The organism is Bariatricus massiliensis (assembly GCF_900086725.1).
GTDB lineage: Bacteria > Bacillota > Clostridia > Lachnospirales > Lachnospiraceae > Allocoprococcus > Allocoprococcus massiliensis.
This window is the reverse complement of record NZ_LT574835.1, coordinates 80,526-104,762: the sequence shown is the minus strand read 5'-3', so window position 1 is coordinate 104,762 and position 24,237 is coordinate 80,526. Positions and strand designations below refer to the sequence as shown.

Genomic DNA, 24,237 nt, shown 5'->3' with positions numbered 1-24,237 from the left:
CCAAGGATTTTCACAAAGACCATTCTGAATTGCAGTTCAGGGTGGTCTTTTTTTTGTTTGCGGTTCTTGGTCATCCTGTTCACCTTGAACCGCTGAAACATCAGTGAAATCAAGGTTTTTCAGGTTTTTTAGTTCAATCGGTTCTTGGTGTCCTATATACTTCTATATTATTTTATTTTTTGTAAAAAAATTTTTTCTTATATCCTTTTTTTATTTATCTAAAATATTTTGAAAAATAAGAACATCACCAAGAACTGCAAGAACTTTTTTTCAATTTTTCCTTATAAATAAAGGCTTTTCAGCGGTTCAATGTGGGTTCTTGCAGTTCCTGCTTGACCGCTTGTTTTTCTTCATCAGACAATGATTCATACATAGTCAAGACCATTTCAACCTTGTCTGAACTGAATTTCTTTGGTTCTTCATCAGTGTGAAGAAAAAATGAAGTGATGGAAGAAGTCAATGAACCAATCAGACCTATTCCAACAATCATCAACAATGATGCAATGATTCTTCCTGCATTGGTTGAAGGTGACAAATCACCATATCCAACAGTTGTTGCAGTAACAAATGACCACCAAAGAGCATCAGCAAATTTCATATGTTCAAAGTACATCATTCCAACTGTTGCAGAAAGAATTGATGCACCTGAAAGCATCAGGACATATTTGAAACCATTTGTGTTCATGAATCTTCTGACCTTTGTCATCATTCTTGCAGATAATGAACCGATTCTGAACAGTTTGGTGAATTTTGCAAATCTCAAAAGTTTGCTGAACTTCAAAATTCTGAATATCCTGAAAGCAGAATTGAATGGAATAATTGCAATCAGGTCAAAAATATTTTCTTTGAAAAATTTCTTTTTGTCATCAGAAATCAAAAATCTGACTATGTAATCAATTACAAATATTCCATATATAATATTGTCAATCCATTGCTGAACAGTAGTCAGACCTTTGGTGAAGTCAATAATTGCAAATGTTACAGATACAACACACAGAATGCAAATTGTGATGTTGTATATTTTTTTCTTCATTAGAATTTTCCCCTTAATTCAACCACTTTTCCAATGATTGTAACAGGTTTGTCCAAAACTTCCTGATTGCTGAAATACATTGGTTCATAGTTTGGATTGAAAGAAACAAGGCTGATTCCATCTTCATGTTTAATCAGTTTCTTGCAACATGCATCATCACCATTGACTTTTGCAATCACAATGTCACCTGTGTCTGCATCTGCTTGTTGTCTGACGATTACAACATCACCTTCAATCATTCTTGGTGACATTGAATCCCCTTTGATTTGCAATCCAAAGAATTCACCTGTTCTTGCTAACTTAACAGATATTTCTTCCCAATCAAGAATTTCTTCAACTGCTTCAAGCGGAATTCCTGCAACCACTGTTCCAAGGACAGGAATCAACTGACCTTTTTCATATTTCTTTGTTTCATCTGCAAGTACTTGTGTGTCAATTGTCTTGTTCCATCCCTGAATAATTGCTTCCTGTTCAGTTCTGAAATCTGATTCCCCTTGCAGGTATGCGACAGACACACCAAAGAAATCTGACAGTTTCTTCATAGAAGCCTGATTTGGTCTGAATCCACCTTTCCATTTGGAGGTTGAACCTGTCCCAAGTCCTGCTTCTTTTTCCATTTGCCTTCTTGAAATTCCCTTTTCTTTGCACAGTTCATTGATTCTGTCTAATAGTTCCATACTGATTCACCTTTCTTTCAAAATCTGTTCAAAAAATTTTTGCAGAATAAATTCAGCGAAACTACTTGACAAAGTGAACTTATTCACTTATAATAAACAGTGTCAGGTGAATAAGTTCAGCGGAAATCAAGAAGAACCGCAGAATAAAATCTGTAATTGTTGTTGGCACTTCATATTATAGTATTTAATTCAGCAAATGTCAATAATTTTCGCTGAATTTATTCTGACAAATATATTAAGAAAGGAAGTGAAGAAAATGAATCCTGATTTACATATTGTTTCATTTTCAGGTGGAAAAGATTCAACTGCAATGTTGCTTCACATGATGGAACTTGGAATGCAAATTGATATTGTTCTGTATTGTGACACTTGGATGGAATTTCCTGCAATGTATAGACATGTGGAAAAGGTCAAGAAGATTGTTGAAGATGCAGGAATTAAGTTTGTAACACTGAAAAATCCACAGTCTTTCAAATATTTAATGTTGGAACATCCTGCTGAAAGAAGACAATCCACAATTGAAAAACTTGGTGGAAATCCTGTTGGATATTCTTGGGCAGGAAGTCGTTCAAGATGGTGTACTTCAAAATTGAAAACTGAACTGTTAAGAAAATATAAGCAAGAACTTGAAGCTGAATTCAATGTTATTGAATATGTTGGTCTTGCTTCTGATGAACAGTACAGATTAGAAAAAGAGAGCAATAAGAATCATCAACATCCCCTTGTTGATTGGAGTTGGGATGAAGCAAAAGCATTGTCTTATTGCTATCAAAAAGGTTTTGATTGGAAAGGTCTATATGAACATTTTTCAAGGGTGTCATGTTGGTGTTGTCCACTTCAATCATTGGAAGAATTAAGAAATTTAAGAAAATTCTATCCTGAACTATGGAATGAATTGAATGAAATGGACAAGCAGACTTGGAGAAAATTTAGGTCTGATTATTCTGTTGAAGAACTTGAAAAAAGATTTCAGCTTGAAGATGAAAGAATAGCAAAAGGGCTTTCAATCAATGGTCACAATGCTGATTTCAGAAAAGCATTAAAAGAAAAATTAAAAGAAAGGGGTTAGGCAGATGTCAGAATTTGAAAAGCAAGTAAAAAAAGCACTGATTGACCGCAACATGACAATGGGTGACCTTGCAGAAGCACTTGGAATTTCTCTTTCATATGTTTCAGACCTTATCAAAGAAAAGCGGAACAATGAAGAACAGATTGCAAGAATCAAGGATTTCCTGAACCTGTCTGATGCAGGTGGAAGTGCATGAAGAACAGATTGACAGTCAAGAAAGTTGCTGAATTGATGGGTGCTTCTGAATGGTTTATCAGAAGGGGTTTGCAACAGGGTTTATTTCCTTGGGGATATGCAGTGAAGACTTCTTCAAAATATACCTATTGGATTTCACCCATTAAATTCACAGAATGCACAGGTATCAAAGTATAGAAAGGATTGTAAAGAATGCAGGGATATAAAGTTTTTGAACCTGATTGGACATGCAGGGGATTTCAATATGCAGTTGGTGAAACATTTGAAGAAGATGTGACACCTTCATGTTGCAACAGAGGATTTCATTTTTGCACAGAGTTAAAGGACTGCTTCAATTATTATTCCTTTGACCCAAACAACAAGGTTGCAGAAATTGAAGCACTTGGTGAAATTGATGCAGAAGCGGATGGAAGCAAGCACTGCACAAACAAAATTAAAATTGTTCGTGAAATTTTATGGGAAGAAGTTCTGAAAATGGTCAATATAGGAAAAGCCAACGCAGGACATTGCAACAGCGGTAATCGCAACAGCGGTGATTGGAACAGCGGTGATTGGAACAGCGGTAATCGCAACAGCGGTGATTGGAACAGGGGTGATTGGAACAGCGGTAATCGCAACAGCGGTGATTGGAACAGCGGTAATCGCAACAGCGGTGATTGGAACAGCGGTGATTGGAACAGCGGTAATCGCAACAGCGGTGATTGGAACAGCGGTAATCGCAACAGCGGTAATCGCAACAGCGGTAATCGCAACAGCGGTAATCGCAACAGCGGTGATTGGAACAGCGGTAATCGCAACAGCGGTGATTGGAACAGCGGTAATCGCAACAGCGGTGATTGGAACAGCGGTGATTGCAACAGCGGTAATCGCAACAGCGGTGATTGGAACAGCGGTGATTGGAACAAGACCAACTTTTCCAGTGGTTGTTTTAATACCAAGGAATCAAAGATTTTGATGTTCAATAAACCTTCTGATTGGACTTTCAGGGATTGGTGGAATTCAGAAGCAAGGTATCTGTTGAACAAGATTCAGCACAATGTTCTTGAATGGATTTGGTCTGATGACATGACTGATGAAGAAAAAGAACAGCATCCTGAATATGAAACAACAGGTGGTTATCTGAAAGAACTTGATGAATCTGAATGTGGTCAGATTTGGTGGAATAGCTTATCAGACCATGAAAAGGATGTTATCAAAGCACTTCCGAACTTTGATGAAGAAATCTTTGAACAGGTCACAGGGGTTCACATTGAATGATTTGAAACTGTTTCAGCACCAACAGCAAGCCTTGACTGAAACAGAAGGTCAGAACAAGGTTGCATATTATCTTGACATGGGACTTGGAAAGACATTTGTTGGTGCTGAAAAAGCAATGAATATGGGAACAGATATTTTGATTATTTGTCAGAAATCAAAAATTCATGATTGGATTGAACACTTTTTCACCTATTACATAGACAAGATGAAATGTGATGAAAGTGGTGCATGGTGTTATGACCTGACAAAGAACTTGGATATGTTCACACATTCAAGATACAAGGTCAGAATTGGTGTAATCAATTATGAACTTGCTTGGAGAAGACCAAAAGAATTGATGAACCTTGAAAATTTCACACTAATGTTGGATGAATCATCACTGATTCAGAATACTTCTGCAAAACAGTCAAAGTTTATTCTTCAACTGCATCCTGAAAATGTGATTCTGCTTTCAGGAACACCTGTTGGTGGTAAATATGAAAATCTTTGGTCACAGCTTCATTTGCTTGGATGGAACATCACTGAAAAGATGTATAAAAACCAATATGTCAATTGGAAACAAATTGATGCAGGTGGAATCAAACATTGGATTGTTGATAAAGATGACCCATACAAAAACACAGACAGGTTGAAGCGGAAAATGCGTGAACATGGTGCAGTGTTTATGAAGACAGAAGAAGTGTTTGACCTTCCTGAACAGATTTTCACAAAAATCAAAGTGGACAAGTCAAAGGAATATTCAACTTTCATGAAAGATTGCATTGTTTATGTTGATGACACTGAATTGGTTGGTGATACCACACTGACAAAAATGCTTTATGCAAGACAGTTGTGTGGTGTTTATAACAAAGAAAAGCTGACAGCATTCAGGGATTTGATTCAGTCCACAGAAGACAGATTGATTGTGTTCTATTCATTCAATTCAGAATTGGATGCATTGAAAGCGGTTTGCAAAGAATGTGAAAAGCCTGTTTCAGAAGTAAATGGACACATCAAAGATTTGACTGCATATGAATATGAATCCAACAGTGTGACATTGGTTCAGTATCAAGCAGGAAGCAAAGGTTTGAATTTGCAAAAGTGCAACAGAATTATATATTTCACACTTCCATTGTCATCAGAAGATTTTGAACAATCAAAGAAAAGAATTCACAGGATTGGTCAGGAACAGACATGCTTCTATTATCTGATGTTATGCAGGGGAAGTATTGAAGAAAGGATTCTGAAAACTTTGGAAGAAAGAAAAGACTTTACAGATGAACTTTTTGAAGAATGCTGAAATTAAAGAAAGAAGGTAAATAAATGATTAAGTGTAAACAGTCTGAAAATGCGGAATGTGGAAAGAACATCTGTTGTTTCCACTGTGATATGAAAGAAACTTGTGAATCAGCTTGTTCTTTGCTTGATGAACTGAAAGACAGTTCTGAATGTGAAGATGCAGTTGAAGTCACAGAAGAAACAAGCCTGACTGCATTCAATTCTGATGAAAAAGCGGTTGCAATCATGAAGAAGATTGCAGATTTGGACAGGCAGAAGAAAGCCTTGGAAGCACAGGACAAAGAAATCAGGAAACAATTGACAGATGTGATGAACATTTATGGTGTCAAGAATGTGGAAAATGACATTTTGAAAATTACATATGTTGCTGAAAGCACAAGAACCACAATTGATTCTGCAAAGCTGAAAAAAGACCATCCTGACCTTGCTGAAAAGTATAGCAAGACTTCCAAGGTCAGTGCATCAGTCAGAATCAGTGTGAAGGGGTGATTCCTTGGCATCTGAAAAGAATTTTGAAAACAAGGTGAAGAAGTTCCTAAAAGATGAAGGATGTTATTTCATCAAGTATTGGGGCGGTGGTGAATTTACCAAAGCAGGTGTTCCTGATGTTCTTGCTTGCGTTCATGGTTTTTTCTTTGGAATTGAAATCAAAGCACCAAATGGAAAACCTTCACCTTTGCAACTTCACAATCTTCATCAGATTGATGAATCAGGCGGTTTTGCAGTTCTGTTATATCCAAATCAGTTTGAACTGTTTCAGGAACTTGTCAGATGCATTTCTGATGATTTGGAAGAAAGTATCACAGAGAATTATGAAACATTAAAAGAAAGGTGGTGGACACAATGGGTGAAGTTACACAGGTAGTTTTAATTATTTGCGTGACCCTGATTATTCTTTCATGGATAAACAACAGACACAGCAACAACAGAAAGGACAGATGATTGCATGGACAGATTTCATTTTTCAACAGCAGAATGTTTTGAAAATTGTCCTGCAAGGTGGTTTTTCCGATATGGTGAGAGATTGGAAACCTTGGAATCTGATGACCCTGCAAATGCATTGAAAATTGGAACTGCACTTCATAGGGGTGTGGAAACAGATGTGGAAACAGCATTGCATGAATATTTTATGTCATATCCTGTTATCACAGATGACCATATAAATGAAGCATTTAAACTTCAACATTGGATTCCAAGGGTCAAAGAAGTCATTCCTGATGGACTTCATGAAGTGCAGATGCAATCAAATTGGTATGAAGGAACAATGGACTTGCTTGTTCCATGCACCAAACATGATGCAGACCTTCCACATGGTCAGTTTGATTTGTATGACTTCAAATATTCCAACAATCAACAGCACTATATGGAATCAAGACAACTGCATGTTTACAAGTATTTTTGCGAACAAATCACAGGAAAAAGAATCAGGAACTTGTTCTTCGTGTTTGTTCCAAAGGTCAGCATCAAGCAGAAGAAAACAGAATCCTTGGAAGATTTCAGAAAAAGGATTGAACAAGAAATGCAGGAACTTGATGTTGAAGTGAAGCAAGTGGAATATGACCCACAAAAGGTCATTGATTTCATGGAAACCTGCATGAACATTCAATTTGCACAGGACTTTCCAAAGTGTCAATCATACCTGTGTGAATGGTGTGAATACAAAGAATATTGTTTGAAAGGAAATGATTTTATGATTTTACCAAAGGCAGAAAGAAGACAGGTTGGACAGACAACCAAAAGAAAATTGTGGATTTATGGTGGTGCTTTCAGCGGAAAAACAACTTTCATGGATTCTGCACCAATGCCACTGAACCTGAACACTGATGGAAATATCCAGTTTGTTACACAGCAGTATCTTCCTATCAAAGACACTTATGAAGGAAGACAGAAGGTTCTTGCATGGGACAATTTCAAGAAGACCATTGATGAACTTGAAAAGAAGGACAATGATTTCAAAACCATAATTGTTGACCTGCTTGAAGACACATATGAATCATGCAGACTTTACATGTATGACAAACTTGGAATCACACATGAATCTGATGACAGTTTCAGGGCATGGGATAAGGTCAGAACTGAATTCTTGTCTACAATCAGAAGACTGATGAATTTGGACTATGAAAATATTGTTCTGATTTCACATGAAGACACAACCAAGGACATCACAAAGAAGTCAGGTGATAAAATCACAGCAATAAAACCAAACATTGCTGACAAGGTTGCAAATAAGATTGCAGGAATGGTTGATATTGTTGCAAGGGTTGTTGTGGAAGATGATGACAGCAGAACTTTGAATTTCAAGTCAAATGAAGTCATCTTTGGTGGTGGAAGATTAAAGGGAATCACCAAGACACAGATTCCTTTGGATTGGGAAGCACTTTGTGAAGTCTATGATGAAGCAAATGCAGGTTCACAGACAATCCACAGAGAGCCACAGGACACGAAAAAGGAACAGGTGGACAATTCCCCTTCTGATGATGAAAGCGGTCAGGACAAGCCACAGAGAACATCACGCAGGACAAGCAGAACAAAGAAGGAAGAAGAACCTGCACAGGAACAGGAAGCTGATGATAGTCAGGAAGAAGAAAATCCTGTTGATGGTGCTATGAATCCACCTGAACAGGCAGAAGAAGCACAGGAAGAAAAACCTGCAAGAACACGCAGGACAAGAAAAGCAAGGGGGACAGAATAATGGACAAGTTTGTTAAAGCACTTGAAGAAAAAGGAATCAAGGAAAGCATCATGAAGGTTCTTGAAAAGAATCCTGACGCAGACATTGCTGAAATTCTTGAATATGAAATCAGCAAGGATGAAAATTTGGAAGATATTTTCCTTGAAGAAGCACATGAATGTGCAGTAAATGCGGTATGTGGTGAAATCTTTCATGAATTTATTGCAGAAAAGATTTTCAATCCTGAAAAGGTCAATGCACTTGGTGAAGCACTTGCAAAGGCAAGTGAACAGATTGTTGATGCATTCAGTTCCGCATTCAGTGGACTGTTTAATGATAAAAATTAAGAAAGGTATAGGTGAATAATATGTCAGTATTTGATAAGTGGAACAAAGCAATTGATGTGGAAGGTCTTGCAAAAGACACAAAGGAAGTTGAAGCCAATGGTGGAACAGGCGAATATGCGGAAATTCCTGTTGGTACATATGAAATCAAGATTGAGAAGATGGAACTGAAAGAATCTTCCAAGGGTGACCCAATGTTTTCAGCTTGGTTCAGAATCCTGCATGGTGAATATGAAAATCAGCTTCTGTTCATGAATGCAGTTATTACACAGGGATTTCAGATTGGAAATGTCAACCGCTTCCTTCGTTCTTTGGATGCAGTTGATGAAGTGGAATTCAAGGACTATGCACAGTACAATGATTTGATTATGGACATCATGGAAGCAATTGATGAAGCAGGTCTTGAATATCTGATTGAGTTCAAGAAGAACAAGAAAGACTTCCCTGTTTATACCATCAAAGAAGTTTATGAAAGTTAAGGAAAGGGGTTGATGACAGATGGTGTTCTATGATTTTGAAGTGTTCAAATATGATTGGTTAGTTGTCATTTTGGACATGGACAATCAGAAAGAACATGTCATCATCAACAATTCTTCTGAACTTGAAGCATTCTATCAGGAACATGTCAATGACATTTGGGTGGGATTCAATTCAAGGGGATATGACCAATTTATCCTGAAATCAATCCTTTGTGGGTTGAATCCCAAAGAATGCAATGACCACATTATCCTGAAAGGTCAATCGGGTTATAGTTTTTCAGGTCAATTCAGGAAGTTCCCTTTGAATAATTATGATGTGATGCAAAATATTGACAGGGGACTGAAAGTCTTTGAAGGTTTCATGGGGAACAATATCAAAGAAACATCAGTCCCCTTCGATATTGACAGGAAACTGACTGATGAAGAAATTGAACAGACTGTTTTCTATTGCAGACATGATGTTGAACAGACTGTGTTGGTCTTCATTGAAAGAAAATCTGATTTTGAAGCACAAATGGAACTTCTGAAAATGTATAACATGCCTTTGTCATATATAAACAAGACAAAAGTGCAATTGTCAGCAGAAATTCTTGGTGCTACAAAACACAACTATGATGATGAATTTGACATTTCACTTCCACCATGTGCAAGGGTGGAAAAATACACAGATGTTCCTGAATGGTTCATGAATCCTGAAAATCACACATACAAGAAAGGAAATAAAGCAAACAAACTTGAAAAAATCATGGCAGGAATACCAATGACATTTGCTTGGGGCGGTGTTCATGGTGCAAAAGAATCCTATCATGACAAGGGTTATTTCATCAACATGGATGTTGGTTCACTTTATCCAACACTTGACTGCTTATATCCTGAATATTGTTTTTCAAGGTCTGTTCCTGAAAAAGGTCTTGAAAGGTACAAAGAAATTTTGCGGTTCAGACTTCAACTGAAAGCAGAAGGAAAGAAGAAGGAACAAGCACCATTCAAGATTGTTCTGAATGGAACTTATGGTGCTATGAAGGACAAGTTCAATAAATTATATGACCCAAGGGGTGCAAATAACACCTGTGTGTTTGGTCAGATTTTGGTTGGTGTGGACTTGCTTGAAAGATTGGAAGGTGTGTGTGAAATCATTCAGGTGAATACAGATGGTATTCTGATTAAAATGCACAGTTATGAAGATTATGATTTGATTGATGACATTGCTTATGAATGGGAACAAAGAACAGGTTTGTCCCTTGAATTTGATGATTATGGTTATGGTGAAATATTCCAAAAAGATGTCAACAATTATCTGATTATGGATGAATGGGGACATTACAAATCAAAAGGTGCATATGTGAAAGGTCTTGGAACACTTGACTATGACCTTCCTATTGTGAACACAGCATTGGTTGATTATATGACCAAAGGTGTTCCAATTGAAAAAACAATTTCTGAATGTAATGACCTGAAAGAATTTCAGCAGGTCAAAAAGATTTCAGGAAAATATGACTGCATCTTTCATGGTGGAACTTTCAGCACCAAAGAGGTCAGAAGCAAAACAGGGTCAAAAAGAAAAGTCAAGGTTTACAACAATGATGGAATTACCATCAAGGAAAAATGTGTCAGGGTGTTTGCAAGCCTGAATCACCCTGATGGAACACTTTATAAAAAACATTCTATCACAGGCGGTGTTGCAAAGATTGAAAATTGTCCTGAACACTGCTTCATCTTCAATGATGAAGTCAATGGTGTCACCTGTCCTGAACTGCTTGACAAACAGTGGTATGTGGATGTTGCAAAAGACAGACTGAAAGGATTTGGTGTGACATTATGAAAATAAACAGCGGAAAGAAGGTGAAGATTTGGAACTGTTCAAGGGATATGTGAAAACAAAAGACAAGAAATGCACAGAAAAATTCAAGAATGTTCCTGCATCTGACCTTCACACATATGATGAAGTGAAAGACCTTCCTGAATATGCAGGAATACTTGGTCAAGACACAGTTTTGATTGATATTGATGACAAAGAACAGTCAGAAGTATTGATGAAGATTGTGGAAGACAGACAGCTTGATTGCAGGGTTTATGTGACCACAAGGGGAAGACACTTCTTGTTCAAAAATACTGACATTGACCAATGCTTCACACATTGCAAGATTGCTTGCGGTCTGACAGCAGACATCAAGGTTGGTGTAAAAAACAGTTATGAAATTTTGAAATTTAATGGTGAAGAAAGATGGATTGAATGGGATGTGGAAGAAGGTGTTGAATATCAGGAAGTTCCATATTTCCTGAAACCTGTGAAATCCAAAATGGAATTCTTGGATATGGAAGCAGGTGAAGGAAGAAACAGCAGTCTGTTTGGTTATGAACTTGTTTTGCAGTCAGCAGGTCTTTCTGTTGATGAAGCAAGGGACACAATCAAGATGGTGAATAAATATGTTCTTTCTGAACCACTTTCTGATGATGAAATTGACACAATCACAAGGGATGAAGCCTTTGCAAAACCTGTTTTTTATCATGGAAAAACTTTTCTTCACAATGTGTTTGGAAACTATATGAAATCACAGTTCCATGTCAAAAGAATCAATGGTCAGTTGCATGTATATGATGCAGGAATTTATGTTTCAGGATATAAAATGATTGAATCCAAGATGATTGAAGTCATTCCAACATTAAAGGCAACGCAGAGAACAGAAACATTGAAATATTTGGAAGTGACAACACCAAAGAATGCACCTGTGTCTGATGCAAAATTCATTGCATTCAGGAATGGAATTTTGAACATCAGAACAATGGAACTTCTTCCATTCAGTCCTGAATACATAATCACAAATATTATTCCTTGGGACTACAATCCAAATGCATATTCAGAAGTTACGGACAAGACACTGAACAAGATTGCTTGCGGTGACCAATCTATCAGGAACATTCTTGAAGAATGTATTGGATATTGTTTTTTCAGAGAAAATGAACTTTCAAAATCATTCATTTTGACAGGAACAGGTGCAAATGGAAAATCAACATTCCTTGATTTGGTGGAATGGGTTCTTGGAAGGGACAACTATGTTTCACTTGACCTTGATGAACTTGCAGAAAAATTCAGCACAACAACAATGTTTGGAAAACTTGCAAACATAGGTGATGACATCAGTGATGAATTCTTGCAGGGAAAATCAATCAGTCAGTTCAAGAAGATTGTTTCAGGAAATGACATAAAAGCAGAAAACAAGGGTCAAGATGTGTATTTCTTCAAGCCAACTGTCAAATTGTTGTTTTCTGCAAATGAGATTCCAAGGGTCAGGAACAAAGGATTTGAAGCAATAAAAAGAAGATTGGTAATAATTCCATTTAATGCAAAATTCAGCAAAGATGACCCTGATTTCAATGCAAGAATAAAGTGGGACTTGCAGACACAAGAAGTTGCTGAATATCTGATTCAGATTGGTGTTCAAGGTCTGAAAAGGGTTCTTGCAAATCAGGGATTCACAACATCAGAAGCTGTTCAGAAGGAAATTGAAAGTTTTGAAAGGGACAACAATCCAATTCTTCTGTTCCTTGAAGAAGTTGAAGATTATGAAATTCTGAACAATGAAACCAAGGAAGTGTTTGCAAGATATGACACTTTCTGTCATGAAAATGGATTCACAAAAGTTGCAATGCAGACATTCAGCAAGGAAATAACAAGACACTTGGACTGCAAGATTGCAGATAAGAAAATCAAAGGAAGAAAGTGCAGAATTTTTGTCAGAAAGGATGATTGAATATGAAAATAAATGAATATCAGATGGAAGCATTAAGAACAGCAAGCGGAATGAATCAGGAACTTCCAATGTTTGTAAATGGTGTTCTTGGTCTTTGCGGTGAATCAGGGGAATGTGCAGACATTGTGAAGAAACACATTTTCCAAGGTCATGAACTTGATGCAGAACATCTTGCAAAAGAACTTGGTGATGTTGCATGGTATCTTGCAGTGACCGCTTATTCCATAGGTTATGATTTGGAAACTGTCATGCAGATGAATGTGGACAAGTTGCGGTCAAGATACCCTGACGGATTTGACCCTGAAAAATCACAGCATAGAAAGAAAAGTGATATTTGATGGATAACAAAATCATTGAAAGATTATTAAAATTTTTGATGATAAAAGGGATAATTCAAAAGTATGATATTCCTGCAATTATGAAAATGTCAGATAAAGATTTTGAAAATTATATCAAAGTTTATTATGAGAAAGAAAGGTGATATTTGATGCAATTACATATTAAATGGGAAACAGGAAACATGACCATAAATTGTGAAGCCTTCTTCCCTGCCACACAGAACAAGCTGAATGTTCTGATGAAAACCATTGACCTTGATTGGGAACACAAAGATGAAATCCTGCATCAGATGTTGCAGTTCCTGACACATTTGGAACAGGAAGCAGAAGAAAAGAAGCAGGAAATCAAACATCAATTTGGAAATGAGTTTCAGAAGATGAAAGACCTTGAAAGAATGATTTCTTCTTGCAAACATCCAAATGGTGTTCCGCTTTCCAAGGTGGAAGTGAAGGATGCAAAAGCTGACCTGAAAGAACAGAAGAAGTTGGTGCATGATTTGGAACAGTCTTTCAAGAGATATTCAAAGACTGCACAGAAAGCAAAAGTGAATGCACAGATTGTCATTCAGAAAGGCGGTTTGAAATGCTGATGTTCATTGCAGGTTTGGTTGTTGGTTCTATTTTTGCAACATTTGTAATGGCATTGATGAAGATGTCAAGTGAAGATGATGATTAAAGTTCTTGCTTGGTTCTTGCTTGGTTCTTGGTAAAAACAAGCACCTTGAACCGCTTGAAATCCTTTATTTATAAGGCTTTTGTGGTGGTAGGTTCTTGGTGTACCTGCTGAAACTGTATTTTTCAATAAATTTATAAAAAAAAGGATATAAGAAAAAAATTTTTTTATAAAAATAAAAGAATATAGAAGTAGCAGGTTCACCAAGAACTGCAAGAACATCTGTTGTGTTTTTCCCTTTATTTATAAGGGTTTGAAGCGGTTCAAGGTCAAAGGTTCAAGCAAGAACCGATTTGAAAGAAGGTGATTGATATAGATGCAAAACAATATTTGAAACAGGCATACAGATTGAATGAACTGATTGAAAGTGATGTGCAGGAACTTGACAGGTTGCGTGACCTTGCAAGTAGTATTTCTTCATCACAGTTTTCAGATATGCCACATTCAGCAAGCAGAAACACAGAAGCACCATTTGTAAAATATGTAGGAAGAATTATTGAAATGGAACAGAAAATCAAATCTGAAATTGATAGATATGTTGATTTGCAGAATGAAATCAGGGAAACAATCAATAAATTAAAAAACAATGATGAAAAATTGTTGTTGCGTTATAAATACATATTTTTTATGACATGGGAAGAAGTTGCTGAAAAAATGAATGTGTCAATGCGTACAGTTCATAGAATACATGGAAACGCATTAAACAATTTGCAAGTTCCAAAATAATGACACACTATGACACAGTATGCGATTGAATGCCTATGTATATATGATAAAATTGATATAGTTAGAATCCTGTCAAGAATCCCTTGACAGGATTTTTTGTTGTCCAAGAATCTGATGAAAGGGGGTTTCAGGATGACACCAAAACAGAAGAAGTTCTGTCTTGAATATGCAAGTTCAGGCAATGCAACGGAATCTGCAATCAAAGCAGGTTATTCCAAGAAGACTGCAAGAAGCATTGGTCAGGAAAACTTGACAAAACCTGACATTCAAAAGTTCCTTCAAGAATTAGCTGAACAGATGGCAAGTCAAAAGATAGCAAATGCAAAAGAAATGCAGGAAGTCCTGACTTCCATCATCAGACAGGAACTTGATGAAGAAGTGATTGTTGTTGAAGGTTGCGGTGATGGCATCAGTGAAGCAGTCATCAAGAAAAAGAAACCTTCCACAAGGGATGCTATAAAAGCAATTGAAACATTGGCAAAGATGCAAGGTCTGTTTGACACTTCAACCAATGTGAATCTTGTCATCCCTGTGTTCAGTGGTGAAGAAGACCTTGAAGAATAATCATGGAAAAGGGAACATAAAAGCACAGCGGAAAAGAAGAAAGGAAAGACTGAAAAACAGACCACCAAAGGCAGAAGAAAAAGTTCTTCTGATTGATGGGAATTATTCATTTTATCCTGTTGCATTCTGCAAATATCATGGTGCATATATGACACAAGGTTTGTGTGATATACACAGATGTGAAAAAAGGAAGTGTCCAAGGTTCAGGAAGGTGAATCAGAATGAAGAAACTGAAAATCAATCTTCCTGATGTTGTTGGAAAAGGCTATAAACAATTTTGGAACTTCAAAGGAAGATACAGAGTTGTAAAAGGTTCAAGAGCATCCAAGAAGTCAAAGACAACTGCATTGTGGTTCATTTATAACATGATGAAGTATAAGGATGCAAACACCTTGGTTGTCAGGAAAACATTCAGGACACTGAAAGATTCCTGCTTCACTGAATTGAAATGGGCGGTTCACAGACTTCATGTTGACCACTTATGGGAATTCAAGGAATCACCACTTGAAGCAACCTATGTTCCCACAGGGCAAAAGATATATTTCAGGGGTCTTGATGACCCTTTGAAAGTCACTTCCATAACAGTTGATGTTGGTGTTCTTTGTTGGATGTGGATTGAAGAAGCATATGAAATCATGAAAGAAGATGATTTTGACATGCTTGATGAATCCATAAGGGGTGAATGTCCTGAACCATTATTCAAGCAGGTAACATTGACATTCAATCCATGGAATGAAAGACATTGGTTGAAGAAAAGATTCTTTGACAAGCCTGATTCAGACACACTTGCAATCACAACCAATTATTTATGCAATGAATGGTTGGACAAGAATGACCTGAATCTGTTTGAAAGGATGAAAAAGAACAATCCAAGAAGATATGCTGTTGCAGGTCTTGGTGGATGGGGAATTGTTGAAGGTCTTGTCTTTGAAAATTGGAAGGAAGAAGAATTCAATTTCATAACACAGAAAGAAGCTGATGAAGGTCAGACAGGTGTCATCAAGGACAATTTGAAGTTTGCATTTGGTCTTGATTTTGGTTATACAAATGACCCTTCTGCATTCTTCTGTGGTGCATTGGATTTGGAACATAAAAAACTTTATGTGTTTGATGAATTCTATGAAAAAGGATTGTCCAACAAAGCAATTGCAGAAAAGGTTGGACAGATGGGATTCAAAAAAGAAAGAATCACAGCAGATTGTGCAGAACCAAAGTCCATTGATGAACTGAACACCTTCCACCTGCATGTCACAGGTGCAAAAAAAGGAAAGGACAGTGTGAACAATGGAATCCAATGGATTCAGGAATTTGAAATCATTGTGCATCCAAGATGTGTGAATTTCCTGACAGAAATCAGCAATTACACTTGGGACACAGATAAATTTGGAAAGAAACTGAATGTTCCAATTGATGACTTCAATCACCTGATGGATGCAATGCGTTATGCACTTGAAAAATTTATACTTGGAAACAAGTGGTTATATTAGAAAGGCGGTCAGACAAAATGAAATTCACAGTGAACAACCTTGAATGGACAATGGCATTTACTGATGCAGACAAGGCTTTTCTGAATGAGAATGGAAACACAATTCTTGGTCTGACTGAATATGTCAATCAAACAATATCAATCAGGAAAGGAATGACAAAGGAATTGACAAGAAGCACAGTCATTCATGAACTGTGTCACTGCTTCCTGTTTTCCTTTGGTTTTTGTGCTGAATCATATGATGAAGAAGCTGTTTGCAATCTGTTTGGAAGTCACGCAGATGCAATTCTTGACCTGACAGATAAATTCATGAAAGAAAGGGGTGAATAGGAATGCTTTCAGAAGCTGAAATTCTTCAATTTATCAATGAAGACAAGGTGTCAACAAAGAAAAGCCTTGCAAAAATAGGTCAAAAATACTATGAAGCAGAACATGATATTCTGCAATATAGGGTTTTCTATTACAATGCTGATGGAAAACTTGTGGAAGACACTACAAGAAGCAACATCAAGATTCCACATCCCTTCTTCACAGAATTGGTTGACCAAGAAGTTCAATATATGCTTTCAGGAAAGGATGGATTCATCAAGACAGATGTTCCTGAATTGCAGGACAGGCTTGATGAATACTTTGATGATGACTTTAATTCAGAATTGAATGATGTTCTGACAGGTGCAGTCAGCAAAGGTTTTGATTACATGTATGCATACATGAATTCAGAAGGAAGACTTGCATTTCAACATGCTGATTCAATGGGTGTTGTTGAAGTCAGGGCAAAAGACACAGATGATGGTTGTGAATATGTCATTTATTGGTATGTTGACAGAATTGCAAAGGAAAACAAAGTCATCAAGCGGATTCAGGTTTGGGATTCACAGCAAACAACATTCTATGTTCAGGAAGAAGAAGGAAAACTGATTCTTGATAAAAAAGAAAAGCTGAATCCAAGACCACACATCACATATCACAAAGATGGTGATGATGCAACCTATTATGAAAACTTTGGTTTCATCCCCTTCTTCCGCTTGGACAACTGCAAGAAACAGTGGTCAGGTCTGAAACCAATCAAATCATTGATTGATGATTATGACATGATGTCTTGTGGTCTTTCCAATAACCTTGCAGACTTTGACCATCCGCTTCATGTTGTCAAAGGTTTTCAGGGTGACAACTTGGAAGAACTGCAACAGAATCTGAAAACCAAGAAGATGATTGGTGTTGATGAAAATGGTGGTGTTGAAGTTCACACTGTTGATATACCATATCAGGCAAGACTGACAAAGATGCAGGAAGATGAAAAGAACATTTACAGATTTGGAATGGGATTCAATTCTGCACAGTTAGGTGATGGAAATGTCACAAATGTTGTTATCAAATCAAGATATGCACTTCTTGATTTGAAATGCAACAAACTTGAAATCAGGCTGAAACAGTTCTTGAAGAAAATCTTGAAGGTTGTTCTTGCTGAAATCAACAGAATTGATGGAACAGATTATCAAATGAAAGATGTTTGGTTTGATTTCCAAAGAGAAGTCATGACCAATGCTTCTGACAATGCACTGATTGAAAAGACTGATGCTGAAACACAGCAAATCAAGCTGAATAGCATCCTGAATGTTGCACAGGCATTGGACAATGAAACTGTTCTTCAAGCAATCTGTGAAATCTTGGAACTTGACTTTGAAGAAGTTCAAATGAAAGTTCAGGAACAGGATGAAACAGAACAGGCTGAACAGATGCTGAATTCAATGACACCTGATGATGACATTGATGATTCAGGCGGTGATGGCAATGAATAAAAGACAGTTGATTGTTCAGAAACAGTTTGTGCAGGATGAAAAAGCAGTCATCAGAGAACTGAAACATGAATATTCCAAGGCACTTGCAGAAATCAATGAAAGAATCAAGGTTCTTCAAGCAAGTGAAATGACACAATCAAAAATATATCAATTGGAATATCAATTGGCATTAAGACAGCAGGTTTCAAAAATTCTTGACAATATGCGGTCAAATAATTATCAGACAGTGCAAGCATATCTGAATGGATGCTATAAAGAAGGATTTGTTGGTGCAATGTATGACCTTCAAGGTCAGGGAATTCCACTTGCATTTCCTATTGACCAAAATCAAGCGGTCAAAGCGGTTCAACTTGATTCAAAAATCAGTCATGGTCTTTATAATAGAATGGGGGTCAATGTCAATGAGTTAAAGAAAAGAATATCAGATGAAATTGCAAGGGGAATTTCAAGCGGTTTGTCATTTGAAAGGATTGCAGGAAATCTTCAATGGATGATAAATGGTGATTATTCAAAAGCCTTGCGAATTGTCAGAACAGAAGGTCACAGAATTCAGAACCAATCTGCACTTGATGCAATGCACAAAGCAGTGAAAGTTGGTGCATCAATAGTGAAACAGTGGGATTCAACTTTGGATGGAAACACAAGGGACACCCACAGGGAACTTGATGGACAAGTTGTTGGAATTGATGAAGAATTTGTCATTCCATCCACAGGTGCAAGGGCATTATATGCAGGCGGTTTTGGTGACCCATCAGAAGATTGCAATTGCAGGTGTTGCATACTTCAAAGGGCATCTTGGAATATGGATGACTATGATGCAACAAAATTGGACAATGAATCAGGTCTTTTGGTGGAATTCAAAGAAAAAAATTATCAATCATTCAAAGATGCATACTTTGAAGCGGTTGGTGGTTGATTCATTTGGTGGAATGTAAAACCACATGTCCTGAATAAGACAATAAACTGTTCTTTTTGTATGTCACAACATCAGGGATGATGTAAAACATCCGCTTCAAATCTAACATGACATAACATGTAAAAATTGTATTGAAAGGAAGGAAATAAAAATGACATTACAGGAAATTTTGAAATCACAGGGTCTTTCTGATGAACAGATTGAAAAGGTAACAGGTGAAATGAAACAGAACAAGATTTTTCTTGCTGATGAAGAAAATCTTGGTATCAGATATAAGAAGTTAAAGGATGACCATGATGCACTTACAAAACAGCATGGTGAAGCAACTACATTGATTGAAGAACTGAAAAAGGGTTCAAAGGGTAATGAACAGTTGCAATCCAAAATTACTGCTTATGAAACGCAGGTTGCTGAATTGCAGTCAGAGTTGGAACAGACCAAGGTGGAAAGTGCAATCAAGGTTGCACTGCTTTCAGCAAAAGCAAAAGATGTTGATTATCTCACATTCAAGCTGAAAGAAAAAGGGGAAATCAAGTTGGATGACCAAGGCAACATCAAGGGAATTGATGACATGCTTGCAGGTTTGAAGACACAGTTTCCAACACAGTTTGAAACTGATTCCCAAAAGAAGATTGATGAACACAAACTTCCTGATGCAGATGACACCAAGAAAATCAGTCAGGAAGAATTCAACAAGATGGGTTATCAGGACAGGCTGAAAATTTACAATGACAATCCTGAACTTTATGCAGAATTGTCAGGAAACAAAACCAACTAATTTGAAAGGTATAGGTGAATTATTATGGCAGTAACAAAAATTGAAAATCTTATCAATCCGCAGGTCATGGCAGACATGATTTCTGCAAAAGTCACAAAGAAGATTGTTGTCACACCTTTTGCAAAGGTTGATACTACTTTGCAGGGTCAGGCAGGTGACACTGTGACAGTTCCTGCATTCAATTACATTGGTGATGCAGATGATGTTGCAGAAGGTGCTTCTGTCACTGCAAGTCAGTTGACCGCTTCTTCTACAACCTTTGGTATTAAGAAGGCAATGAAGGCTGTTTCCCTGACTGATGAAGCAGTTCTTTCAGGCTATGGAAATCCTGTTGGTGAAGCAACCACACAGCTTGCAAAGGCTATTGCATCCAAGGTTGATTCTGATGCAATGGATGCACTGACTGTTGCATACAATGCTTCTTCTGCACCACATGGGGTTCAGAAGGCCTATACAGCAGGTGCAATCATCAGTTATGCAGGAATCGTCAATGCAGTTGATACTTTTGAAGAAGAAGTGCAGTCTGACAAGGTTATGTTTGTTCATCCGAAACAGGTCACACAGCTTCGCCTTGACAAAGATTTCATTTCTGCTGACAAGTATGACAATGCTGTTATGATGCGTGGTGAAATCGGTATGATTGCAGGTGTCAGAATTGTTCCTTCAAAGAGAGTGAAGACCACAGGAAGTTCTTCCAATGCAGTTTACAACTGTCCTATTATCAAGTTGAACAATGATACTGAATCAGAAGATGATGCATCTGCACTGACTGTCTTCCTTAAAAGGGACACTAATGTGGAAACTGAAAGACAGACACTTTCAAGAACCACTGACATCAGTGTTGACAAGATTTATGGTGTTGCAATCACCAATCAGGAAAAGATTTGTCTTGCAAAGTTCCTTGTGACTGCACCTGCAAGCGAATAATTCCTACAATCAGTTGAAAGGCGGTGAATCAGATGATTGTTAAAATTGAAGATGTGATGTCACTTCCTGAATTCATGCACATGGATGAAAAACAGGTGCAGAAAAAACTTGATGCACTTGAACTTCTTATCAGGAAGTACACCAATAACAATTTTCAGAATAGACACATTAGGTTTTCCGCTTCAAGCCTTGGAAACAGAATCAAAGGGTGTCATCCATTCATCAGGGTGGATGACACCATTCAGATTTCTGAAAGTAATGTCAATGATGGTTTATATGTCATCACAGAAATTGGTGATGATTTCATCAGGGTGAATTCAGAACTGTTCCCTGTTGACCACAATCTTGTGACAAAAGTTGAATATCCTGTTGATGTTCAGCAGGGTGTCATCAAAATGTTACAGTGGGAAGTGGAAAGCATGAACAGAATTGGAATCAAATCAGAAACACTTTCAAGGCATTCAGTGACCTACTTTGACCAAGACAAAAACAATCAAGTCATGGGATTTCCTGTGTCCCTGCTTGGGTTCTTGGAAACATACAAGAAAGCAAGGTTCTGATGATGATTGGTGGAAATGTCACAGCATTGATTCAGGTGAAAGATGAAGGAAAGAAAAATGCTATTGGTGAAAGGGAACATGAATGGACTGATGTGATTGACTTTCTTGGTTGGTTAGATTATCAGGGCGGTCAAAATTCATATTCCACTTATGATGCAAAGGTTCAGGAAACCACACATGTTTTCATTTGCGGTTTTCAGAATTGCAAGCAACTTTCAAAGAAATGGGTTTGCAATCCTTTTAATTTCATCAATGGTGTCATCAAGTCAACATCACAGGATGAAAAAGTTGATTTGACATCAGAAAATGCAAGAATGGTTATAGATGGAAACATTTATGACATTCTATTGATTGATGACCCAATGCGGATGCACAAACACCTTGAAATATATTTGAAATATGTTGGGGGTGGTCTTGGTGTCTAATGGTGTTCAGTTCAATGATTATTCAATTCAGGTCAAGACTGCAATCAAGGACACAGCACTTGCATTTCTTGAAGAAGCAGGTGGTGAACTTAAAGCACAGACCAAAAGGAATTGTGCTGTTTTGTCAGGAAAAACAAAAGGTTCATTTCAGCATTCAGTTGATGAAAGTTCATTGACAGTTGCTGTTGGTTCAGATTATGAAAATGCTATTTGGGAAGAATTTGGAACAGGCATCTATGCAGTAAATGGTGATGGAAGAAAAGATGTTCCTTGGACATATTATGATGAACAAGGTGAAAAACATGTCACTTTTGGTAAACATCCAAAGCGGATGTTGTGGAATGCATTTCAATCCTTGCAATCTAAAATTCAACAGATAGCAGAAGAAAGGTTTGGTGGATTAGGATGACAAGTGAAGCATTAGGTTATATAAATGACTGCATGGAATCCTTGTCCATTCCTTATGAATTTATGCAATGGACAAAAGACCTGTCTTTTCCGTATTTTATAGGTGAATACACAGAAGTTGAATCACCTGATGAAGATGGAATGGAACAAGGAACATTGATTCTGACAGGCACAACAAATAAAAACTATATAACACTTGAATCTATCAAGGAAAAATTAAAAGAATTCTTTCCTTCTGATGGAAAAACAGCAATTCTTGAAAGTGGTTCAGGGATTGCTGTTTCATTTTCCACAGCTTTTCCTGTTCCAACAGGTGAACAGGGACTGAATAGAATTCAAATAAACCTGAATATCAAAGAATGGAGAGTTTAACACATGAAAACAGGAAAAACAGGTGTCAGCAAAGACACACCAAAAAATATCATGTTCGGTGCAGGTACTATTCACAAAGGTCTTGCTTATGATTCTTCAAGTAAAAGTTGGAACTTTGTGGAATCTTGCATTGGTGCAACACAGGGTGGTTCAAAAATAACCATTACACCTGAATTCACTGATGTTGAAGCTGATGGTGCATTGGTTCTTGTTAAAGGCTTGAAGGTCAAGACAGGTGAAACTGCATCCATGGAAATCAATCTTCTTGAATTAACAGAAGAAATCATCAAGGATGCACTTATTGCAAAAGATGGTGTATCAGAAGACACAAACTTTGACCTTATTGAAAGCAGGGCTGACCTTGCAGAAGGTGATTATTATGACAATATTGCCTTTGTAGGAAAGAATCTTGCAGGAAGGAACATCATTGTCATCATGGACAATGCACTTTGCACAAGCGGTTTTGAAGCAGAAGGAAAGAACAAAGAAGGTGCTGTTGGCAAATATACATTTGAATGTCATGCAGACCTTGAAAGTGATTTGGACACCCTTCCCTATCACATTTATTATCCAAAGGTGACCGCATAAAGGAAGGTGATTGTTTATGAAAGTAAAAGTTATCAATAAATTCACAGACAAGCACACTTCCAAAATTCATGAAGTCGGTGAAGTTTTTGAATGTGATGAAGCAAGACTGAAAGAAATTCAGTCCAACAGAAGAAGACTTGTCACAGTTATTGAAAAGGATGCACCAAAGAAGGTGCAGGAAACAAAGAAAGGTGAATGATTATGAGTGAAACAACCACTTTTGAACTTCGGAAACTCAAATCTGATGATGTTTTCCCTATGTTCAAAATTATCAGCAAAATTGGATTGAAGGAAATCAAGGAAAGTCTTGACCCTGCAACACTTGGAAAGATTGCAACTGCATTCAAAGCAGATAATGAAGGTGTAAAAGGTGATGACCTGATTTATTCTATTGGATTCAGTGTCATTCTTGACCTTGCACAGATTGTTATTTGCAATCTTCCTTCCTGCAAAAAGGAAATTTATTCTTTACTTGCACAGGTCAGCGGAATGACTGAAAAGGAAATTGCAGAACTTGACATGGTGACCTTCACTGAAATGATTGTTGCATTCTTCAAGAAGGATGAATTCAAGGATTTTATTGGGGTTGTTTCAAAATTGTTCAATTAGGTGATATGAAGATGATGGACTTGCTGTTCAGAGAATATGCAAGTCCATTTTCTTTGCTTGATGCTGTCATTGCATCAGGAAGGTTCACTGATTGGATTGACCAATTCCTTGAATCACACAAAGAAAAGGTTCAGTGGGAACATTGGTTGCACAAGATATATGAAAAATCTTGGTCTGACTACCTTGAAGAATATAAAAATCAGGAACAGACAACTGTTGAACTGATGAACACAGCATCATGGAATAGGTCAGACATTGAAACAACCATTCAAGAATCATATTCCATGATGGAAAATTTTATTCCTGATTAGAA

At 37.2% G+C, this 24,237-nt stretch carries 34 protein-coding genes and 1 pseudogene; 33 read left to right on the top strand and 2 right to left on the bottom strand.

The window, feature by feature from the left end; all coding sequences use genetic code 11:
* Positions 1-298: 298 nt before the first annotated feature.
* Entirely contained in the window at positions 299-1,033 is a 735-nt protein-coding gene (locus tag BN6465_RS00910; RefSeq protein ID WP_066730798.1) for an ion transporter, read from the bottom strand.
* Positions 1,033-1,710 carry a LexA family protein gene (locus BN6465_RS00905; RefSeq protein WP_066730796.1) on the bottom strand — a complete coding sequence of 226 codons (678 nt, stop codon included), beginning with the start codon at positions 1,708-1,710 and terminating at the stop codon, positions 1,033-1,035. The genes BN6465_RS00910 and BN6465_RS00905 overlap by 1 nt, the downstream gene beginning before the upstream one ends.
* Positions 1,711-1,966: 256 nt before the next feature.
* Here BN6465_RS00905 and BN6465_RS00900 point away from each other — a divergent pair, with 256 nt between their 5' ends.
* From BN6465_RS00900 to BN6465_RS00745, 33 genes and pseudogenes are all read left to right on the top strand, one after another.
* Positions 1,967-2,779 carry a phosphoadenosine phosphosulfate reductase domain-containing protein gene (locus BN6465_RS00900; RefSeq protein WP_066730794.1) on the top strand — a complete coding sequence of 271 codons (813 nt, stop codon included), beginning with the start codon at positions 1,967-1,969 and terminating at the stop codon, positions 2,777-2,779.
* A 4-nt stretch (positions 2,780-2,783) separates the two neighbouring features.
* On the top strand, positions 2,784-2,975 hold the full coding sequence (locus tag BN6465_RS00895) for a helix-turn-helix domain-containing protein (protein ID WP_066730792.1): 192 nt from the start codon (positions 2,784-2,786) through the stop codon (positions 2,973-2,975).
* Positions 2,972-3,151 (top strand): hypothetical protein, encoded by a 180-nt coding sequence (locus BN6465_RS00890; RefSeq protein WP_066730790.1) that lies wholly within the window; start codon positions 2,972-2,974, stop codon positions 3,149-3,151. Before BN6465_RS00895 ends, BN6465_RS00890 begins: the two co-directional genes overlap by 4 nt.
* Before the next feature lie 15 nt (positions 3,152-3,166).
* Positions 3,167-3,799 (top strand): annotated as a pseudogene (locus BN6465_RS21680) (DUF7666 domain-containing protein); the annotation flags it as partial.
* A gap of 126 nt (positions 3,800-3,925) precedes the next feature.
* Positions 3,926-4,231 (top strand): hypothetical protein, encoded by a 306-nt coding sequence (locus BN6465_RS21125; RefSeq protein WP_242868055.1) that lies wholly within the window; start codon positions 3,926-3,928, stop codon positions 4,229-4,231.
* Positions 4,224-5,510 (top strand): SNF2-related protein, encoded by a 1,287-nt coding sequence (locus tag BN6465_RS00875; RefSeq protein ID WP_082891549.1) that lies wholly within the window; start codon positions 4,224-4,226, stop codon positions 5,508-5,510. The genes BN6465_RS21125 and BN6465_RS00875 overlap by 8 nt, the downstream gene beginning before the upstream one ends.
* A 23-nt stretch (positions 5,511-5,533) precedes the next feature.
* The gene (locus tag BN6465_RS00870) at positions 5,534-5,998 is read left to right on the top strand and encodes a hypothetical protein (RefSeq protein ID WP_066730783.1); all 465 of its coding nucleotides are present in this window, start codon (positions 5,534-5,536) and stop codon (positions 5,996-5,998) included.
* A gap of 4 nt (positions 5,999-6,002) precedes the next feature.
* Entirely contained in the window at positions 6,003-6,374 is a 372-nt protein-coding gene (locus BN6465_RS00865; protein ID WP_066730781.1) for a hypothetical protein, read from the top strand.
* Positions 6,375-6,455: 81 nt separating this feature from the next.
* Positions 6,456-8,201: an AAA family ATPase gene (locus BN6465_RS00860; RefSeq protein ID WP_074017750.1), complete on the top strand. Its 1,746-nt coding sequence runs from the start codon at positions 6,456-6,458 to the stop codon at positions 8,199-8,201.
* Positions 8,201-8,527, top strand: coding sequence for a hypothetical protein (locus BN6465_RS00855; RefSeq protein WP_066730780.1), 327 nt, complete (start codon positions 8,201-8,203; stop codon positions 8,525-8,527). The genes BN6465_RS00860 and BN6465_RS00855 overlap by 1 nt, the downstream gene beginning before the upstream one ends.
* Positions 8,528-8,547: 20 nt before the next feature.
* Complete coding sequence (locus tag BN6465_RS00850) at positions 8,548-9,003, top strand: DUF669 domain-containing protein (protein WP_066730778.1); 456 nt, start codon at positions 8,548-8,550, stop codon at positions 9,001-9,003.
* 19 nt (positions 9,004-9,022) lie between these two features.
* Complete coding sequence (locus BN6465_RS00845) at positions 9,023-10,825, top strand: hypothetical protein (RefSeq protein WP_066730776.1); 1,803 nt, start codon at positions 9,023-9,025, stop codon at positions 10,823-10,825.
* A 28-nt stretch (positions 10,826-10,853) separates the two neighbouring features.
* Positions 10,854-12,755: a DNA primase family protein gene (locus tag BN6465_RS00840; RefSeq protein ID WP_066730774.1), complete on the top strand. Its 1,902-nt coding sequence runs from the start codon at positions 10,854-10,856 to the stop codon at positions 12,753-12,755.
* A 2-nt stretch (positions 12,756-12,757) separates the two neighbouring features.
* Positions 12,758-13,093, top strand: a complete 336-nt coding sequence (locus tag BN6465_RS00835) for a nucleoside triphosphate pyrophosphohydrolase family protein (RefSeq protein ID WP_066730772.1) — start codon at positions 12,758-12,760, stop codon at positions 13,091-13,093.
* On the top strand, positions 13,093-13,236 hold the full coding sequence (locus tag BN6465_RS21100) for a hypothetical protein (RefSeq protein WP_180958621.1): 144 nt from the start codon (positions 13,093-13,095) through the stop codon (positions 13,234-13,236). The genes BN6465_RS00835 and BN6465_RS21100 overlap by 1 nt, the downstream gene beginning before the upstream one ends.
* 39 nt (positions 13,237-13,275) lie before the next feature.
* Positions 13,276-13,683: a hypothetical protein gene (locus BN6465_RS00830; protein ID WP_154670170.1), complete on the top strand. Its 408-nt coding sequence runs from the start codon at positions 13,276-13,278 to the stop codon at positions 13,681-13,683.
* A 431-nt stretch (positions 13,684-14,114) separates the two neighbouring features.
* Positions 14,115-14,492, top strand: a complete 378-nt coding sequence (locus tag BN6465_RS00825) for a DUF1492 domain-containing protein (protein WP_242868054.1) — start codon at positions 14,115-14,117, stop codon at positions 14,490-14,492.
* A gap of 132 nt (positions 14,493-14,624) precedes the next feature.
* Positions 14,625-15,056: a terminase small subunit gene (locus BN6465_RS00820; protein ID WP_066730770.1), complete on the top strand. Its 432-nt coding sequence runs from the start codon at positions 14,625-14,627 to the stop codon at positions 15,054-15,056.
* The gene (locus tag BN6465_RS00815) at positions 15,046-15,306 is read left to right on the top strand and encodes a hypothetical protein (protein WP_066730768.1); all 261 of its coding nucleotides are present in this window, start codon (positions 15,046-15,048) and stop codon (positions 15,304-15,306) included. The genes BN6465_RS00820 and BN6465_RS00815 overlap by 11 nt, the downstream gene beginning before the upstream one ends.
* The gene (locus BN6465_RS00810) at positions 15,278-16,543 is read left to right on the top strand and encodes a PBSX family phage terminase large subunit (protein WP_066730766.1); all 1,266 of its coding nucleotides are present in this window, start codon (positions 15,278-15,280) and stop codon (positions 16,541-16,543) included. Before BN6465_RS00815 ends, BN6465_RS00810 begins: the two co-directional genes overlap by 29 nt.
* A 17-nt stretch (positions 16,544-16,560) precedes the next feature.
* Positions 16,561-16,872, top strand: coding sequence for a hypothetical protein (locus BN6465_RS00805; protein WP_066730764.1), 312 nt, complete (start codon positions 16,561-16,563; stop codon positions 16,870-16,872).
* Between the two features lie 2 nt (positions 16,873-16,874).
* A complete protein-coding gene (locus BN6465_RS00800; RefSeq protein ID WP_066730762.1) occupies positions 16,875-18,341 on the top strand; it encodes a phage portal protein in 1,467 nt (488 codons plus the stop codon).
* Complete coding sequence (locus tag BN6465_RS00795; RefSeq protein ID WP_066730760.1) at positions 18,334-19,257, top strand: phage minor head protein; 924 nt, start codon at positions 18,334-18,336, stop codon at positions 19,255-19,257. The genes BN6465_RS00800 and BN6465_RS00795 overlap by 8 nt, the downstream gene beginning before the upstream one ends.
* A gap of 151 nt (positions 19,258-19,408) precedes the next feature.
* Positions 19,409-20,035, top strand: a complete 627-nt coding sequence (locus BN6465_RS00790; protein ID WP_066730758.1) for a phage scaffolding protein — start codon at positions 19,409-19,411, stop codon at positions 20,033-20,035.
* A gap of 24 nt (positions 20,036-20,059) precedes the next feature.
* The gene (locus BN6465_RS00785; RefSeq protein WP_066730756.1) at positions 20,060-20,962 is read left to right on the top strand and encodes a N4-gp56 family major capsid protein; all 903 of its coding nucleotides are present in this window, start codon (positions 20,060-20,062) and stop codon (positions 20,960-20,962) included.
* Positions 20,963-20,994: 32 nt separating this feature from the next.
* Positions 20,995-21,522 carry a hypothetical protein gene (locus BN6465_RS00780; RefSeq protein WP_066730752.1) on the top strand — a complete coding sequence of 176 codons (528 nt, stop codon included), beginning with the start codon at positions 20,995-20,997 and terminating at the stop codon, positions 21,520-21,522.
* Positions 21,522-21,947: a hypothetical protein gene (locus BN6465_RS00775; protein WP_066730750.1), complete on the top strand. Its 426-nt coding sequence runs from the start codon at positions 21,522-21,524 to the stop codon at positions 21,945-21,947. The genes BN6465_RS00780 and BN6465_RS00775 overlap by 1 nt, the downstream gene beginning before the upstream one ends.
* Positions 21,940-22,356: an HK97 gp10 family phage protein gene (locus tag BN6465_RS00770; protein ID WP_066730747.1), complete on the top strand. Its 417-nt coding sequence runs from the start codon at positions 21,940-21,942 to the stop codon at positions 22,354-22,356. Before BN6465_RS00775 ends, BN6465_RS00770 begins: the two co-directional genes overlap by 8 nt.
* A complete protein-coding gene (locus tag BN6465_RS00765; protein ID WP_066730746.1) occupies positions 22,353-22,727 on the top strand; it encodes a hypothetical protein in 375 nt (124 codons plus the stop codon). Before BN6465_RS00770 ends, BN6465_RS00765 begins: the two co-directional genes overlap by 4 nt.
* A 3-nt stretch (positions 22,728-22,730) precedes the next feature.
* On the top strand, positions 22,731-23,315 hold the full coding sequence (locus BN6465_RS00760) for a hypothetical protein (RefSeq protein WP_066730744.1): 585 nt from the start codon (positions 22,731-22,733) through the stop codon (positions 23,313-23,315).
* Positions 23,316-23,331: 16 nt separating this feature from the next.
* A complete protein-coding gene (locus BN6465_RS00755; RefSeq protein ID WP_066730743.1) occupies positions 23,332-23,514 on the top strand; it encodes a hypothetical protein in 183 nt (60 codons plus the stop codon).
* 2 nt (positions 23,515-23,516) lie between these two features.
* Entirely contained in the window at positions 23,517-23,924 is a 408-nt protein-coding gene (locus BN6465_RS00750; protein ID WP_066730742.1) for a hypothetical protein, read from the top strand.
* An 11-nt stretch (positions 23,925-23,935) separates the two neighbouring features.
* Positions 23,936-24,235, top strand: coding sequence for a hypothetical protein (locus BN6465_RS00745; protein ID WP_066730740.1), 300 nt, complete (start codon positions 23,936-23,938; stop codon positions 24,233-24,235).
* Positions 24,236-24,237 lie beyond the last annotated feature (2 nt).

Excerpts from the sequence above, each read along its gene's own strand:
- BN6465_RS00910 (WP_066730798.1), bottom strand. The coding sequence starts at position 1,033 with ATGAAGAAAAAAATATACAACATCACAATTTGCATTCTGTGTGTTGTA.
- BN6465_RS00905 (WP_066730796.1), bottom strand. The coding sequence starts at position 1,710 with ATGGAACTATTAGACAGAATCAATGAACTGTGCAAAGAAAAGGGAATT.
- BN6465_RS00900 (WP_066730794.1), top strand. The coding sequence starts at position 1,967 with ATGAATCCTGATTTACATATTGTTTCATTTTCAGGTGGAAAAGATTCA.
- BN6465_RS00895 (WP_066730792.1), top strand. The coding sequence starts at position 2,784 with ATGTCAGAATTTGAAAAGCAAGTAAAAAAAGCACTGATTGACCGCAAC.
- BN6465_RS00890 (WP_066730790.1), top strand. The coding sequence starts at position 2,972 with ATGAAGAACAGATTGACAGTCAAGAAAGTTGCTGAATTGATGGGTGCT.
- BN6465_RS00870 (WP_066730783.1), top strand. The coding sequence starts at position 5,534 with ATGATTAAGTGTAAACAGTCTGAAAATGCGGAATGTGGAAAGAACATC.
- BN6465_RS00860 (WP_074017750.1), top strand. The coding sequence starts at position 6,456 with ATGGACAGATTTCATTTTTCAACAGCAGAATGTTTTGAAAATTGTCCT.
- BN6465_RS00855 (WP_066730780.1), top strand. The coding sequence starts at position 8,201 with ATGGACAAGTTTGTTAAAGCACTTGAAGAAAAAGGAATCAAGGAAAGC.
- BN6465_RS00850 (WP_066730778.1), top strand. The coding sequence starts at position 8,548 with ATGTCAGTATTTGATAAGTGGAACAAAGCAATTGATGTGGAAGGTCTT.
- BN6465_RS00845 (WP_066730776.1), top strand. The coding sequence starts at position 9,023 with ATGGTGTTCTATGATTTTGAAGTGTTCAAATATGATTGGTTAGTTGTC.
- BN6465_RS00835 (WP_066730772.1), top strand. The coding sequence starts at position 12,758 with ATGAAAATAAATGAATATCAGATGGAAGCATTAAGAACAGCAAGCGGA.
- BN6465_RS21100 (WP_180958621.1), top strand. The coding sequence starts at position 13,093 with ATGGATAACAAAATCATTGAAAGATTATTAAAATTTTTGATGATAAAA.
- BN6465_RS00830 (WP_154670170.1), top strand. The coding sequence starts at position 13,276 with ATGACCATAAATTGTGAAGCCTTCTTCCCTGCCACACAGAACAAGCTG.
- BN6465_RS00820 (WP_066730770.1), top strand. The coding sequence starts at position 14,625 with ATGACACCAAAACAGAAGAAGTTCTGTCTTGAATATGCAAGTTCAGGC.
- BN6465_RS00810 (WP_066730766.1), top strand. The coding sequence starts at position 15,278 with ATGAAGAAACTGAAAATCAATCTTCCTGATGTTGTTGGAAAAGGCTAT.
- BN6465_RS00805 (WP_066730764.1), top strand. The coding sequence starts at position 16,561 with ATGAAATTCACAGTGAACAACCTTGAATGGACAATGGCATTTACTGAT.
- BN6465_RS00800 (WP_066730762.1), top strand. The coding sequence starts at position 16,875 with ATGCTTTCAGAAGCTGAAATTCTTCAATTTATCAATGAAGACAAGGTG.
- BN6465_RS00795 (WP_066730760.1), top strand. The coding sequence starts at position 18,334 with ATGAATAAAAGACAGTTGATTGTTCAGAAACAGTTTGTGCAGGATGAA.
- BN6465_RS00790 (WP_066730758.1), top strand. The coding sequence starts at position 19,409 with ATGACATTACAGGAAATTTTGAAATCACAGGGTCTTTCTGATGAACAG.
- BN6465_RS00785 (WP_066730756.1), top strand. The coding sequence starts at position 20,060 with ATGGCAGTAACAAAAATTGAAAATCTTATCAATCCGCAGGTCATGGCA.
- BN6465_RS00780 (WP_066730752.1), top strand. The coding sequence starts at position 20,995 with ATGATTGTTAAAATTGAAGATGTGATGTCACTTCCTGAATTCATGCAC.
- BN6465_RS00775 (WP_066730750.1), top strand. The coding sequence starts at position 21,522 with ATGATGATTGGTGGAAATGTCACAGCATTGATTCAGGTGAAAGATGAA.
- BN6465_RS00765 (WP_066730746.1), top strand. The coding sequence starts at position 22,353 with ATGACAAGTGAAGCATTAGGTTATATAAATGACTGCATGGAATCCTTG.
- BN6465_RS00760 (WP_066730744.1), top strand. The coding sequence starts at position 22,731 with ATGAAAACAGGAAAAACAGGTGTCAGCAAAGACACACCAAAAAATATC.
- BN6465_RS00755 (WP_066730743.1), top strand. The coding sequence starts at position 23,332 with ATGAAAGTAAAAGTTATCAATAAATTCACAGACAAGCACACTTCCAAA.
- BN6465_RS00750 (WP_066730742.1), top strand. The coding sequence starts at position 23,517 with ATGAGTGAAACAACCACTTTTGAACTTCGGAAACTCAAATCTGATGAT.
- BN6465_RS00745 (WP_066730740.1), top strand. The coding sequence starts at position 23,936 with ATGATGGACTTGCTGTTCAGAGAATATGCAAGTCCATTTTCTTTGCTT.